17 protein-coding genes and 1 tRNA gene are annotated in these 14652 nt (G+C 39.5%); 9 read left to right on the top strand and 9 right to left on the bottom strand.

Features of this window, described 5'->3' with window-relative positions; all coding sequences use genetic code 11:
* The first annotated feature begins 217 nt into the window (after positions 1-217).
* Positions 218-682, top strand: coding sequence for a bacterioferritin (bfr, locus tag E1160_RS03800; protein ID WP_155153671.1), 465 nt, complete (start codon positions 218-220; stop codon positions 680-682).
* Between the two features lie 12 nt (positions 683-694).
* Positions 695-1165, top strand: a complete 471-nt coding sequence (gene bfr, locus E1160_RS03795) for a bacterioferritin (RefSeq protein WP_155153668.1) — start codon at positions 695-697, stop codon at positions 1163-1165.
* Positions 1166-1405: 240 nt separating this feature from the next.
* On the opposite strand, the gene E1160_RS03790 is transcribed toward bfr (E1160_RS03795), so the two are convergent.
* Positions 1406-2068, bottom strand: a complete 663-nt coding sequence (locus E1160_RS03790; protein WP_155153667.1) for a ChrR family anti-sigma-E factor — start codon at positions 2066-2068, stop codon at positions 1406-1408.
* On the bottom strand, positions 2065-2718 hold the full coding sequence (locus E1160_RS03785; RefSeq protein ID WP_235914037.1) for a sigma-70 family RNA polymerase sigma factor: 654 nt from the start codon (positions 2716-2718) through the stop codon (positions 2065-2067). The genes E1160_RS03790 and E1160_RS03785 overlap by 4 nt, the downstream gene beginning before the upstream one ends.
* Before the next feature lie 137 nt (positions 2719-2855).
* Here E1160_RS03785 and E1160_RS03780 point away from each other — a divergent pair, with 137 nt between their 5' ends.
* The 5 genes from E1160_RS03780 to E1160_RS03760 are packed head-to-tail and all read left to right on the top strand — an operon-like array spanning position 2856 to position 8045.
* On the top strand, positions 2856-4187 hold the full coding sequence (locus E1160_RS03780; RefSeq protein WP_155153666.1) for an NAD(P)/FAD-dependent oxidoreductase: 1332 nt from the start codon (positions 2856-2858) through the stop codon (positions 4185-4187).
* On the top strand, positions 4187-4996 hold the full coding sequence (locus E1160_RS03775) for a DUF1365 domain-containing protein (RefSeq protein WP_155153665.1): 810 nt from the start codon (positions 4187-4189) through the stop codon (positions 4994-4996). Before E1160_RS03780 ends, E1160_RS03775 begins: the two co-directional genes overlap by 1 nt.
* Positions 4989-6233, top strand: a complete 1245-nt coding sequence (locus tag E1160_RS03770) for an SAM-dependent methyltransferase (protein WP_218048702.1) — start codon at positions 4989-4991, stop codon at positions 6231-6233. The genes E1160_RS03775 and E1160_RS03770 overlap by 8 nt, the downstream gene beginning before the upstream one ends.
* Positions 6199-7509 carry an MFS transporter gene (locus tag E1160_RS03765; protein ID WP_155153664.1) on the top strand — a complete coding sequence of 437 codons (1311 nt, stop codon included), beginning with the start codon at positions 6199-6201 and terminating at the stop codon, positions 7507-7509. Before E1160_RS03770 ends, E1160_RS03765 begins: the two co-directional genes overlap by 35 nt.
* Positions 7509-8045, top strand: coding sequence for a DUF3833 domain-containing protein (locus E1160_RS03760; protein ID WP_155153663.1), 537 nt, complete (start codon positions 7509-7511; stop codon positions 8043-8045). Before E1160_RS03765 ends, E1160_RS03760 begins: the two co-directional genes overlap by 1 nt.
* Here E1160_RS03760 and E1160_RS03755 read toward each other — a convergent pair.
* The 5 genes from E1160_RS03755 to E1160_RS03735 form a co-directional block, all read right to left on the bottom strand.
* On the bottom strand, positions 8023-8442 hold the full coding sequence (locus E1160_RS03755; RefSeq protein ID WP_155153662.1) for a DUF2358 domain-containing protein: 420 nt from the start codon (positions 8440-8442) through the stop codon (positions 8023-8025). The genes E1160_RS03760 and E1160_RS03755 overlap by 23 nt on opposite strands.
* Before the next feature lies 1 nt (position 8443).
* A complete protein-coding gene (locus E1160_RS03750) occupies positions 8444-9178 on the bottom strand; it encodes an SDR family NAD(P)-dependent oxidoreductase (RefSeq protein ID WP_155153661.1) in 735 nt (244 codons plus the stop codon).
* Positions 9175-9861: a DUF6134 family protein gene (locus E1160_RS03745; RefSeq protein ID WP_155153660.1), complete on the bottom strand. Its 687-nt coding sequence runs from the start codon at positions 9859-9861 to the stop codon at positions 9175-9177. The genes E1160_RS03750 and E1160_RS03745 overlap by 4 nt, the downstream gene beginning before the upstream one ends.
* Positions 9862-9883: 22 nt before the next feature.
* Complete coding sequence (locus E1160_RS03740; protein ID WP_155153659.1) at positions 9884-10291, bottom strand: BLUF domain-containing protein; 408 nt, start codon at positions 10289-10291, stop codon at positions 9884-9886.
* 252 nt (positions 10292-10543) lie between these two features.
* Positions 10544-10620 (bottom strand) — tRNA-Ile (locus E1160_RS03735).
* A 194-nt stretch (positions 10621-10814) separates the two neighbouring features.
* Between E1160_RS03735 and E1160_RS03730 the strand changes: the two genes are divergently transcribed.
* Entirely contained in the window at positions 10815-11267 is a 453-nt protein-coding gene (locus E1160_RS03730) for a YaiI/YqxD family protein (RefSeq protein ID WP_155153658.1), read from the top strand.
* Here the strand turns inward: E1160_RS03730 and E1160_RS03725 are convergent.
* Positions 11259-12032, bottom strand: a complete 774-nt coding sequence (locus E1160_RS03725; protein ID WP_155153657.1) for a class I SAM-dependent methyltransferase — start codon at positions 12030-12032, stop codon at positions 11259-11261. The two genes, E1160_RS03730 and E1160_RS03725, sit on opposite strands and share 9 nt — an antisense overlap.
* Positions 12033-12151: 119 nt before the next feature.
* Positions 12152-13951 (bottom strand): methyl-accepting chemotaxis protein, encoded by a 1800-nt coding sequence (locus E1160_RS03720; protein ID WP_155153656.1) that lies wholly within the window; start codon positions 13949-13951, stop codon positions 12152-12154.
* A 284-nt stretch (positions 13952-14235) separates the two neighbouring features.
* Here E1160_RS03720 and E1160_RS03715 point away from each other — a divergent pair, with 284 nt between their 5' ends.
* Positions 14236-14454: a hypothetical protein gene (locus E1160_RS03715; protein ID WP_328597115.1), complete on the top strand. Its 219-nt coding sequence runs from the start codon at positions 14236-14238 to the stop codon at positions 14452-14454.
* The last annotated feature ends 198 nt before the right edge of the window (positions 14455-14652 follow it).

Below are 14652 nucleotides of genomic sequence, written 5' to 3'. Positions count from 1 at the left end.
ATTTCACAAGATCGATACCCCAATAATAATTATTCAGGATCGAAGTCTTGGGCTTTTTAGAGTCAAAATCTTAAACGTCTATAACTTCTGGGGATCGGTCTTGCCAAATGTGATTAGGACAGAAATATAACATCAGGATCGAAGTCCAAAATTATAAGATCGATAAAAGAAAGATCAGGACGATCAGGATCGAAATCCCTAGTTTAGGAGAGAAATGATGAAAGGTAGTTCAGACGTTATTGCTATCTTGAATTCAGTGTTGGGAAATGAATTGATTTCCATTAACCAAACTTTCTTACATTCCCGTATGTTTAATGACTGGGGCATGGAAGATATTGGTAAGGCTGAATACAAGAAGTCCATTAAGGATATGAAGCAGGCGGATAAGCTAATTGAACGTATCCTATTCCTTGAAGGCCTTCCAAATCTGCAAAGCCTTGGTAAGTTACGTATTGGTCAGGACACAGCGGAAATTATCCAATGTGAGATGGACTTTATGACACCACAATTGGATTTGCTACGCGAAGCAATTGCGCTTTGCGAAAAAGAATCTGACTATGTGTCACGTGATATTCTAGATGAGATTCTAGAAGATGAAGAAGAGTTCCTTGATTGGCTGGAAGTTCAGCAATGGCAAATGGAAAAACAAGGAATGCAAAACTATATCCAATCTCAAACTTAAGGAGGCCCAGTTATGAAAGGCAATACTAAAGTAATCGATGCTCTTAACGGGCTTTTGACACATGAATTAAGCGCAGCGGATCAATATTTCGTTCATTCCCGTATGTACCAAGATTGGGGCATGGAAGAACTTTATGAACGTTTGAAGCATGAACAAGAAGAAGAATTAGACCATGCCTCTAAATTGATTGAACGCATCTTGTTCCTTGAAGGTGTGCCAAATGTGGCTGCACGTGCGGCTCTTCGCATTGGTGATAATGTAAAGGCTATGTTGGAAAATGACCTATCTTATGAATTGGAAGTTGGTCAGGCCTTGAAAAAGGTGATTGCGCTTTGTGAGGCTGAGCAGGATTACGTATCTCGTCAAATCTTGTTAGAGCTTCTGAAAGATACAGAGGATGATCATACTTACTGGTTGGAAAAACAACTTGGTTTGATCGAGAAGATGGGTATCGAAAACTATATCCAATCCAAATCTTCTTAAGTTTCCTTCATAGGAATATAAAAACCCCGCTCAATCAGCGGGGTTTTTTATTTGGAATAAAGGACGATCATTTTATCCGTTTGAGTATGTAGATAAATTGTGGTGGCGTTGAATTTGAGATATCTACCTCAAAAATTCCTCCAAATGGAAATTGTCCAACTCCTGTAACCCTTGAAGTCTTATATATCGCACTGATTTATAAGGGTAATATAATGTAGGCAAGGACAATAATACTTCTTGTTACATACCTACAAAATACTGCATGACTTTCGGAAGAAGGCTATTGAATTTCAAAGGCGCCTCTGTTGCAATCAAGCAAATACAGTCTTCTGATGTGTCTGCAATAGGCTGATGGGCTGTATCTTCATCCAGATCAGCAATATCACCTGGTTTAAAACGTCCGATCTCATCACTAAATGAGCCCTTCAGAATCAAGGTCAATTCTGTGCCGCCGTGACCGTGTTCTGGAATCGTAATGCCGGGGGCGATTTTCAAAAGACGAATTGTACCACGCCCGGCTTGAATATTTTCAAGAGGAAACTGTTTGATCCCGGGAGCCATATTTCGCCACTGAATTTCTTCAAAATTTTCAGGCAAAAACCCTTGTAAGGGATATGGGAACGATCCTGCGGTTGGTCTTTTGGATACTGATATTGGCTTTTGGTCTGCTGATGGTTGATCTAGCATAGCAAAAAGAGCATCTTTTGAGTGGTTCGCCATGATCATTGTTTCACTCGCACACAGCTCTACTCCACCTAATGCTTCCATCTCTTCCATCCGATTGCGGCAAGATGGGCACATAGCCAAATGAGTAGCAACAACCAAGGACATATGTTCAGCTAAATTTCCTGCAGCATATGCAAGTAACGTCGTATCTGTTAGGTGGTGGTGGATATTGCTCATCTCAACACCTCTACTTGTTCTTTTAATTTTGAAAATGCCAAACGAATACGTGACTTCACAGTGCCAAGCGGTAAAACAAGTTTATCAGCGATTTGAGAATGGCTGAGGCCTTGATAAAATGACAGCTCTATCACTTCTTTCTGCTCGGGCTTTAGGTGAAGAAGAGCTTTTTGAATAATGGAAGCATGCTGTGCTTTGTCTAAAATTACCTCTGCGTTATCACTCAAATCTGGTGTTAAAGCGAAATCATGTTCATCATACTCAAAGCGATTCTCTTTACGTAATTCATCAATACGCAAATTACGAGCAATTCTAAAAATCCAAGTGCTTGCCGCTGCTTTAGTTTCATCGAATAGATTAGCTTTTTGCCAGATTTGCAGCATCGTCTTTTGAGCCATTTCTTCTGCCATTGTTTCCGAACTTCCAAGTTTAAACATATAAGCTTTGACACGGGGGGCGAAATAATCGAACAAGGTACTAAATGCTTCTTTGTCTTGATTAGCGACTAGCTTCAACAAGGAAGTCATCTGGGCGGATTCAAGCCCACTAGATTTCGAGTTCGCATCTGATTTCATTTTCTTCGAAATAGCTAATTCCTGCACGTTAAGAGCCTTCCGTATCATGATTGTTTCTATCGTTACGGTTGGCATGATTATTTGGATCACATTTTTATTACTATAACGCGATATTTGCAAAAAAAACAAAAAAAAACATCTTTAAGTGATCTATTGTGTATTCTTAAGCGTAATGAAGGCGAGATTCAAATTAACTGGAAGTTCTATCAAAGATGGAAAAAAAATTGAAAATCGGTGTCGTTGGAACAGGAGTTGCTGGGATGTCAGCGGCTTGGTTGCTTTCTCAAAAGCATGATGTTTTTGTATTTGAGAAAGATGATCGAATAGGTGGGCATTCTAATACTGTGGATGCAGGAGATTGTCATGTGGATACCGGGTTCATTGTTTACAATGAGAAGAACTACCCAAATCTCATAGCATTGTTTGATTATCTTGATGTTGAAACCAATGAAACAGATATGTCCTTTGGGGTTTCAATTGGACAAGGTAAATTCGAGTATAGCGGCACAGATCTTTGGGGAATGCTTGCTCAAAGACGTAATGCATTTCGGCCCAAATTTTGGCAGTTGATGTTTGATATCTTAAAGTTTTATCGCGAAACAGATCAGGTTCTAGTAGATAAGTCCTTGCAGGTTCTGACTTTAGGCGATTATCTAGAGCGTAATGGATATTCAGAAAGTTTCATCAAGGATCATATTTTACCTATGGGGGCTGCGATTTGGTCCACTCCTATGGATAAAATGCTGCAATATCCTTTAGAATCTTTTATTCGCTTTCGCGATAATCATGGTTTGCTTCAGGTATCCGATCGCCCAAAATGGCGAACTGTTAACGGCGGCAGTAAAAAATATGTGGCAAAGATCACAGAACCTTATGCGGATAACATCAAATTGAATCGTGTTATTGAAGCTGTATGGAATGATTCGAATAAATCTTACATTCGTGACCGAAATGGTCAGGTCGAAGAGTTCGATCATGTTGTGCTTGCAACGCATGGAGATCAAACAGCACAGATACTGCCCGATGAATATCGCGCGGAACAACGAATTTTCAAACAATTCCAATATCAACCCAACATTGCGCATCTACATACAGACGAAAGTTTAATGCCGAAAACCAAGCGTGCTTGGTCGAGTTGGAATTATTTACGTGAAACTATTGATGAAGAAGAAAATGTTTGCGTCACCTACTGGATGAATCGTTTGCAGAATCTTGTAACGGATAAAAACTATTTTGTGACCCTTAATCCAACTCGTATGCCAAGAGAGGGAAGTGTGATCAGGAGTTTTCTTTATCATCATCCTGTTTTCGACCGGAATGCGATATCAGCTCAAAAACTTCTTTGGAATTTGCAGGGGACAAAAAGAATTTGGTATTGTGGCAGCTATTTTGGCTATGGCTTCCATGAAGATGCTTTGCAATCCGGTCTTGCGGTTGCAGAACAACTAGGCGGGTTAAAAAGGCCTTGGAATGTGCCGGATGAATCGGGGCGTATTCACTTGTTCCCTAACATGCCCAATCTTGACGAGAAGGATGCCGCGTGATGGGAGAATGGAATAGTCGATTATATCATGGGCGTGTTTTACATGTGAGATTCAAGCCCAAGAAGCACCTCTTAAGATATCGAGTTTGTAGTTTTTTATTCGACTTGGATGAGTTGGAGAAGTTAAGCAATAAGATGTGGTTGTTTAGCTTTAATAAATGGAATTTATTGAGCTTTCATAACAGGGATTTTGGCGCTGGAAACAATCGTGACTTACGCTCATATGTGGTTGAGACACTTGCAAATGCCAATATTGAAATTGGCGAAGGGCGTGTTGAGTTATTGTGTTATCCTAGAATTTTTGGGTATGTTTTCAATCCTTTGAGTATATATTTTTGTTACGATGATAATGGTCAAATGTCCGCAATCATCTATGAAGTGACAAATACATTTAAACAGCGTCATAGTTATGTGATAGAGGTTTCCAAAGATCAAAAAGACAGCATTAAGCAAATTTGTGAGAAAAAATTTTATGTGTCGCCATTTATGGAGATGGATGCAAGCTATCACTTCACAATCCATCCACCCAAAGATACTATTGCAGTGTTAATCAACCAGCATGATAAATTGGGACCTTTGTTAAAAGCTGCCTTTACAGGTAAAGCTGAAAAATTCAGTAACTTTGCGATTTTCAAAATGATTCTGCGCTATCCTTTAATGACACTTAAAGTGGTTGCTGGCATTCACTGGGAAGCCTTGCACCTCTGGCGTAAAGGCGTGAAGTTAGTAGAACGACCTAATCCCCCAAAAGATAAAATGACTCATATTGCATATGGCAACCAGCCCCAAGAAAGATTTGTAAATGACTGATTTAACTAATCCTTCCTATCCGGTTAGTAGTGAATTGCCAAAATCCATGGTGATTTCTAAGAGCCTATGGATGCGACCTTTGAAGAAACTTCTCAAAAAGTTGGAATATGGTTCTTTAACGTTGGAACTTCCAAACGGAGAAGCCTTGCACTTTAAAGGTCGGTTGGGAGAAGGCCCGAATGCATCGGTTATCCTTAGAAATTATAAACCGATTAGTGTTTTCTTCTTAAAAGGAGAATTAGCCTTTGCAGAAAGTTTTCTGGCAGGTGATTGGGAAACACCGAACTTAACAGAATTGTTTGATTTTGCTTTGAGTAACGGAACGGTTTTGGCACCTGAAAAGAAAGGTAATTTTATTGAAAAGATCATGTTGCGTCTTGGGCATATGCGCAATGCTAATTCCAGAGATGGATCGAAAAAGAATATTTCATTTCACTATGATTTAGGTAATCGTTTTTACGAAAAGTGGCTTGATGAAACAATGACATATTCGTCTGCTCTTTTTGAAAGTGAAACAGATGATATCAAAGATGCGCAGCTTCGAAAGTATCGAAAAATCGCAGATATGGCTGAACTTAAACAGGGAGAAAACATCCTTGAGATTGGTTGTGGTTGGGGCGGTTTTTCCGAGATTGCAGCGAAGGAATACGGCTGTAACATTCACGGAGTAACGCTCTCTGTTGAACAGCTTGCTTATGCGCAAGAGCGTTATCAGCGTCATCAAATTGATGATCAAGCTACCGCCTCTTTGACTGACTATCGAGACACGGACGGGACTTATGATAAAATTGTCTCAATTGAGATGTTTGAAGCAGTTGGCCATGAATATTGGCCTACCTATTTCAGAACGATCCAAGATCGTTTGAAGCCTGGTGGCATTGCGTTGTTACAAGTGATCTTGATTGATGATAATCGCTTTGAACAATATCGGAAAAATGTAGATTTTATCCAAAAATACATCTTTCCAGGCGGTTTGTTGCCAAGCCGACAAGCTTTATCTGAGAGTATAAAGAATCATGGGTTGGAAGTGGAGGATAGTTTATTATTCGGGCGGTCCTACGCGAGAACTTGTGCTATTTGGCAAAAAGCATTTTTATCCAATTGGGATATGATAGAACCGTTGGGCTTTGATGAAAGATTCAAACGCATGTGGCTCTATTACCTCTCCTATTGTGAAGCAGGATTTATGAAGGGAAGTATTGATGTTGGCCTCTTCAAGATTCGAAAACCGGCTTAAGCTTCTATATGCACTTCCGGCCTTTGCGTTGGCATTTCCTACTATACCTGTATTTGTTTTACTGCCTACCTTTTATGCAGAGACAGTCGGGTTAGGTTTGTCGACCGTGGGTTGGGTGATGTTTGGATTGCGCTTATTCGATGTTGTTAATGATCCTTTGGTTGGATTTGCAACGGACCGTATTCCACGAAGGTTTGGCCGCCGAAAACTTCCCATGGCGATAGGTGGACTTATTGCTGGGCCTGCTTTGATATTTTTGTTTTCTCCCGATTTAGACGGCTCTGCATTCTATTTAGCTTTTTGGGGTGGTTTACTTTATTTGGGTTGGACGATTATTCAGATTCCATATCTGGCTTGGTCCGTAGAACTTTATGATAATTACAGCGATCGCAATGAGATCAATGGATTAAGAGAAGGAATCGGGCTTGCCGGTATCTTATCGGTTGGCTTAATACTTTTGTTTTTGACGGATTTTAGTGAACTGGATCGCTTTCAGTTTTTAGCTTGGTTCACTTTTATTATTGGTGCCTTTTTATTTTTGGTCACTTTATCCATTGTACCAGAAGCCTATAAGTCAGGAAAATTGCCTTCTCTTAAATTTCCTTACAAAAATGCACTGTTTTTACGGGTATTGTCAGCTTGGTTCATTAACGGTCTGGCAAATGGTTTTCCTGCGGTTTGTTTGCCATTGTACCTGACTTATGTTCTACAGCTGGAAGATATAGATAAGTATTTGTTAATATTTATGTATTTCTTATTTGCAATTATTGGAATACCGGTTTGGCTATCAATTGCCAAACATATGGATAAACACAAAGTTTGGTGTTGTTCTATGTTAATTGCCTGCGCGTCTTTTATGTTTGTTCCGTTTTTAGGCACGGGCGACATTTTGGTATTCGGATTGATCTGTGCAGCTACAGGCTTCACATTAGGTAGTGATTTATCCTTGCCGCCTTCAATCCAGTCGGATTGTGCTGATTGGGATCGTTATCGTTTTAGGTTTGATCGTACTGCAACGTTATTTTCGAATTGGAGTATGTCCACGAAACTGTCATTGGGTGTCGCTGTAGGGATTGCCTTTCCTTTATTAGAATATCTTGGTTTGTCATTGGATCGATCAGATGTGCAGCCTCAAACAGGATATATGGCTTTAATTGTGATCTATGCGGTTTTACCAATCGTATTAAAATTATTGGCAGTTGGGTTGATGTGGAATTTCCCCTTAACACGAGACACACATGCCGCGTTAAATCTTGCTTTGGAAAAGAGAATATAATGATACGCAAGCTCTCCTTATTTCTGTTATCCGTTTTGCTTGTAGGCTGTAATAGTATGAAAATTTCTGATTTTGAAAATGCTACACCGAGGTTTGATCTCTTCAGTTATTTTGAAGGGAAATCCATGGCATATGGTATTTTTGAAGATCGGTTCGGGAATGTGAAACGTCAATTTCGTGTCGAGATACAAGGTACTGTTACAGATGGAGTGCTTGTCCTAGACGAGCAATTTTATTTTGACGACGGGGAGCGTGACGAGCGTATTTGGACGATTAAAAAAGAAGAAAATGGTCACTACACAGGAACCGCGGATGACATTATTGGAACGGCGAAGGGTATTGTGGCCGGTAATGCATTAAATTGGCGTTATGACTTGGATTTGAAAGTTGGTGATTCAAGTCTAAGGGTGCATTTTAATGATTGGATGTTCTTGCAAGAGGGAGACGTATTAATCAATCGTGCTTCTGTAACTAAATGGGGTTTTGAAGTGGGGCAGGTAAGTATCTTTTTTGTTAGACCTGCAGACGGCGTCTAACAGCTCGAATGAAAGAGCCTAGAACAGGTATTCTCATATAGAAATGTTCAGAGGCATCCCAGTAGTCAATATGGCTACAAATCTTCCCGTGTTTATTGATGCTGATCTCACTTAAACCGTCAAAATCCCACATACCAAGCACAGGGATTCTACCGCTAAAGGTCCATTTCAAAATATATGAATCATCTTGTTGATAGATATGAGAGACTTGAAACGTAGGATGATCCACGTCCTTTAGGGTTTTATATAGAATGGATTGAAGGTCAGGCAGGCTGGATACCTGATTGAAAGGGTCTTTGAAAGTTACATCTTCTGCAACAAATTCATTCATCTTCTGGATTCGTATTTCAGAGAGATTTTCAAATAAATGAATATACGTTTTGATTGCAGTATGCATGTTATTTTGTAACCTTTTTAATCAACGAGAAATAAGCGCTATATGGCAAGATTCTTAGAAATTTCATTTTACTTGCGAACTTTTTGGGGAAGGATATCTCAAAACGATTATTGTCCAATCCTTCCATAATGAAATTTGCAGCTTCTTCAGGCTCCAAAAGCTCTGGCATATCGAAGTTATTCTTATCAGTGAGTTTACTTTTCACAAATCCTGGACTGATAAGTTGAATCCTTACTAAACTGTCTTGTAATTCTGCTTTAAGACTTTCACATAGATTGATGATCGCAGCCTTACTTGCGCCATATCCAGATGCATTTGGCAATCCTATATATCCTGCAAGGGAGCCAACAATTGCGATGTGACCACTATGTTGTTTCATATGCTTTATCAAAGGTATGAGACAATTAATGACGCCAAAATAATTGACGTCCATCATGTGTTTGAACGTTTCTAACGTAGTTTGAGATGTTTGCCCGGGTTGATAGGTACCTGCATTGAGGATCGCCAGGTCTACCGGGAAGCTCGTTTCAATCATTTTCTCAGTTGCCGCAGGATCGGTGACATCACATACTAAGTGCTTCATATCAGGATGAGTTTCAGAGATTGCAGCAAGTTTTTTTTCATCACGCCCTGTTATAGTGACACGATAACCCTTTTGTATCAATTTACGTGCGAGCGCAGCCCCAATTGCACCATTACCACCGGTGATTAAGGCGTGCGGTTTTGTTTGAGTCATGCGTTTGGCTCCAGCATAGTCTTAGCCTCACCGCAAGTTTGACAAAGATATTCAATTTTTGATCCATCTCTGGCTTTGAATGATAATTTTACCCAACGGCCTTCTTCGTCATACCAAACCGAAGTATCTTCTAGGTCACCAGTATAATCGTATCTTCTGGCTCGTATTTCACCATCAGAAATCACGACTTCTTCCCAGCCTAGATCCTCAATTTGTACGTTATTCACATTCCCAGTCAGCGTATTTAAGACAGATTTGTTTTTTACCACATTTGCGAGCCAGTGATTGGTCGTGATGAGTGTCGTTGGATAGGTATATGTATTTTCGCCTGTTTCTACATATAGTCCCCGGTCAGACTTGTCTGCTGAAATCATCGTTGTCTTCCCATCATCATTAACGGTGACACGTAAAGATTGGAGCTCATCATTCTCCCATATTTCTTTGGCGAGATAATCAAAGTGATAGAAGGTAATGCCAAGAAACTTGACGTCGAGTTGCATTTTTGAAGAAACAGCCAGTTTCTGCTCTTTAGTTTCAAATTGAGTCTCATGCTTACCAACCAGACTGCCGTTGCGATAAATCTCAAACCAATGCGTTTCTGGATAGAGTTGTAAGGGATTTGCAAGGGCAGTTTTATAAAGCAAGAAAAAGGTCATTATCCATATACGGTTGATCCAAAGCATGTGAGACTAATCCTGTTTTAAGCTATTCGGATAATTCAAGACTACGCAATGCCGCAAGCAAGCTGTCCGCCGTCATGCGTTCTGGTTGTAGAGAATCGGTCACGGAAAATTTTAATACTTGGGCTCTATTTGTTTCCGTGTCACCAAAAAAACCCATAGACCAATCTTGGAATATACGTTCATCCACAGTATTACAGCTGACCAATTCAATATTCTGATGACGAGTGTCTTTAGCAATACGGTGATATGTTTCGCTAACTGCATGACGCCCGCCTTCAAGGACTTGAATGAATTGCGCACCGGTAAACCATAAAGCTCCCGTCACAAAATTGCTTTTGTTTAGTTTACGTGCAGAAGACAGCATTTGTTCTGCTTCGAAGCTGACATCAGCATTTAGGTCACTTACATAAATCAAGCGAGTTAATAACATAAATCTAAGTCCTCCCGTTTAAGTTTATTTCAGTTTATCCTAATTTATAAAATTAAGCTCGCTTAAAAATTTCTCTTTTCAATACGAGTTAAAATATGTGTTGGATTTGTTATGTTTTTGAAAAACTAGCCGAAGAGGCGATTAATCAGAAATTCTGGATCCATGATTAAATTGAGCAGCACATGGTGAGACATGTCCATATGCCAGATTGCAAATTTTTAGGGGGAGGGATGTTTTTATCTTTGAAATCATTGGTAGGCCCGGGCGGACTTGAACCGCCGACCAATCCGTTATGAGCGGACTGCTCTAACCAGCTGAGCTACAGGCCCCCAATTAATGGCTTTCTAATCTCTGATTTCCGGCTTTGCAAGACCGCTTTACCTAAAAATTACATTTTTTGAAAATAGAAGAATTTTATATGGCTTTTCATTTGAAGCTTAATCATTTGTAAAACAAGTAGGGAGAGTTGCCAAGTTGCGATAGATCGTTAAGTTGAAAGGTAGATTTTTTTGAGGTAGCTTTAATGGAAATTTATGTTGATGGGGATGCATGTCCTGTAAAACAAGAAGTTATGAAAGTCGCAGAACGACACAAGCTTAAAGTATATTTGGTGGCTAATGAATGGTTGCGCCTTGGTATGCATCCGCTTGCAGAATCTGTTGTGGTATCTGAGGGGGCTGACGCGGCAGACGATTGGATAGTTGATCATCTTCAATCAAATGACATTGTTATAACAAATGATATCCCTTTGGCAGATCGTTGCCTTAAGAAAGGTGGCCATGTGTTAGGTGCCAAAGGTAAGCCATTTGACACAGATAATATTGGTATGGCGATGGCAATGAGAGAGTTGAAGTCAGATCTTCGCGAGATGGGGACAATAAAAGAAGGTGGTCCCGCATTTTCGAAGCAGGATCGTTCTAACTTTTTAAATGCTCTAGAAGCTATGATTCAAAGAAACAAAAAGAAGTCAGGGTGACAAATTAAATTCGTTGATGTTATTGATACGGATAATTCGGTGTTGCTTACTTTTTATAGTAGCACCGCGCTGTGCAAAGAAATCTAAAAGACTTCCATCGCTACCTATTAATCCCTTCCTCGCATTTTCTAAAGGGTTCAGCATGAACTCAATAATACCGTCCTTCGATAATATGTTTTGTTTAAGATCTGTAAGGAAATAAATCCAAGCAGCTTCATCCCATGCTACTTGACCTCGTATGTCGTCGTCTCCAATAAAACTATTGCTATTAAAATTGGCATAATGGGATGAAACAAAGTCAAATTTCCTGTCAAAGTCTGGCAAGGGTTTGAAGGCTTCTATTGAATGTAGTGTTTTCGGTAGGTTAAAAAAATTGAATAAGTCATCATATAAGTCGTGAGGTATATCGAGGCCATGAACATTATGACCTAAAAGTTGGGCGACAATTAGGAAATGACCAGGCCCCGATCCAATATCCAAGATGTTTTGGGGTTTTTCTTGGGATATATTGCTATTCAAAAAAATGATTGTCTTGTCATGTATCCAATAAGGAAGGTTTAAAAATTTATAATCATGACCACTTTGCTCGAAATACGAATAATTTCCTTGGAGGTATTTCTCCGCCAACTTGCGATAAGATTCTAGATCATACTTGTTACGCAGATGAGTTAATAAAATGCCCGTAGCTTTTCGGCTGGGTTCTTCCGATAAACTGCATTGTTCTATATAATAATCTATGCTGTCATCCGAATTCATATTATGCATGGAAATTCCCTATTGTTATCTAGCTGCGAAGCTTAGATGTATTTGCATGCGATGTCCCCAAGAAAATCTCAAAATATGATTCAAAGTATGATAGAAAGCGGAGCAATCAATTAAGTTCTTTATTTGCTATCTTTTGCGGTCTCCAACGTTGTCGTAAGCTCCTTATGCATATTTTGAATAGAAGCAAGAATTGCTCTTGTTGTTTCTCCTAAGCGTGTCGTGGTTTTGACAGAATCTTCGGTAGCGAGCATCATATCATTGCCTGCTATGTTCAATTGACTGGCTGTAGTCGAGCTGGATTTGGTTTTATCATTAATTTGCTGGCATAGGGTTTCTTGGTTCGTGAATTCATTCGTCAAGGTTTCCATCGCTTCATGCAAATCTTGGACGTGATCGTTTATACCATCAATACCTGTCACGGTAATTTTAGTGATATCTTTTATGTGCTTAACTCTCTCTGTGATTTCTTGTGCTGACTTTGCGCTATGACGAGCTAGGTTTTTCACTTCATTGGCGACGACGGCAAAACCTGCCCCTGCTTGCCCCGCGCGGGAGGCTTCGATTGTTGCATTCAATGACAATAAATTCGTTTGATCAGCGATATCGCTGATAATCTTAACGATACCTTCTACTTCATTTGCTGCATCGTTTAGATTTGCAACATGTTTTTGGATGTCATGTGTTTGATCTAGGGTATTGCGCGTTCTCAATTTATGATTGTTGATTGCCGTTGCCAAATTATCTGTTTGCGAAATTAGGGTGTGACTATGGTCAGCGATTTCAGAGGAGATAGATGCATTTTGGTTTGAATGTTGGCAAACACTTTCAGATTGCTGTGTGGTTTTTGAAGCGCTGTTTGAGATGTCGTCGGTCAATTTGTTGAGTTTTTCAGTTAAGCCTGACAAATCTTTAAATGAACTATTCATCCCAGTAGTCAGACGATCCGACACTGTTTTTAGTCTTTCTTGAAGCTTTTGGCGTCCTTTTTCCTTTTGTGCCTGTTGTGCTTCACGAAGTTCTTCGGCCTCAAGATTCGCTTCTTTAAAACGCTCGATAGCTCTCGCCAAAGATCCAATTTCATCTTTACGTTTTAAATAAGGGATTTCGGTGGTGAGGTCATGGGCGACGGATCGGGCTGTGTTTTGTAAAGTGACCAATGCGTTTGTAACGATGAATTTACCTGCAAAGAATAAAGCTATTACTGTTATTAATATGCTTCCACTTTCAACGATTAGCATCACTGTTCTTGTGAAAGATTTGTGGGCAAGCACTTCTTCATCTTTGGTGGAAAGAATATCAACGAATTCAAGGATTGAATTACGTGACGTTTCTGCTTCAAGTGCATAATCCGCTATTTGGGATTTTATTTTGGCGATTTGTATTTTTATGGATTGTGGATCTGTGGCCATCTTGCGGGCTTCGTCAACCCGTTGCTGTACAGTCGCAAGATCCATATTTTGCATATAATATATATTTACCTTATCTGAAAATGACTCACCATCAAAGATTCCCATACCAATTGTTGGGATACCGTTAACCTCTTTTACAACAATTTGTCCTGGCTTACTGACATCGCGTCTTTCTTTTCGCTTTTTATAAACGGATTTTATTTCCTTTCGACCATCAAGAACTTCAACCTTTGGCTCTTGTGCATTCACCCAGGTCAGTAAATTCTCTACAGGATTTATGTCTAATCCGTTAGAAATATCTACGAGGTTACCTTGAAGTCGAAAAACTTCTTGGCGCAGATTGCTATTCATATCTTCAATGAGGGATGTGCGCTGATCAAGCAGATCACTATTTTGCTGTTGTAAATATATTGTTGCCCCATAAAGAAGTACCATCATCAGAATAAGTATCACTGTTTGGATGATGCCTAGTTGTAAGTCTATCCGGTTTTTGACTTTATTAAGTAGCATTTGCCATTTCCATTTATGTGTTGGCGATTTAAAATCGCTTATGAATTGACGCTCTTATGAGTGGGCAATGTTACGAAACTATTAAAAATAGATAGAATTGAAACTAAAAGACTGCTGTATTTAAAAATAGGTATGTCTAATGAATAAGGACTTCAAAAGTGGTGGAGAAAAAGAATCCTTTAAAACTAAACAAACTTCAATTGCGCACCTTAGCTTTAGCGCAGGTTATTGCTAATGATCCGACGGCTTCAATGAAAAATGATTCGTCAGACGAGGTCACATTAATGAAGTTGCCCCATATACATGGTAATCATGTACATGTTGGGCCCTATGTTGTATCGGCAAAAGATGCATCCGGTTTTAATAACCCATCTGTATGGGTTGTATTAGGTCGGAAAGGGCTTGCTCATGGTGATCCTAGTGGAGTTGTGACTTTAACAGCTACAGGGGTGATGTATGATACCGGATTGAATGACAAGTTTATGGAAGTATCCGATCATTAATTCCTGACCATATTTTTAAAATGTGGCGTAGATGCCGGAAACAGATGTCTGATTCCGGCATTTTTTGTTATTTAGCGATGTGGAAACGCGCTGTGATATGCTTAAACGTATATTTTTAGAAAAAAGTGAGAGTAAAAAACGGCAGAAAAGCTGACCTTTTAAAGAAAATTCAAAAAAAGTGTAAAAAGTTTTAAAAAA

It is taken from the genome of Curvivirga aplysinae, assembly GCF_009711445.1.
Lineage (GTDB): Bacteria > Pseudomonadota > Alphaproteobacteria > UBA8366 > Aestuariispiraceae > Curvivirga > Curvivirga aplysinae.
Note: the sequence above shows the minus strand (reverse complement) of the source record. Positions and strands in the feature narration are given on the sequence as shown.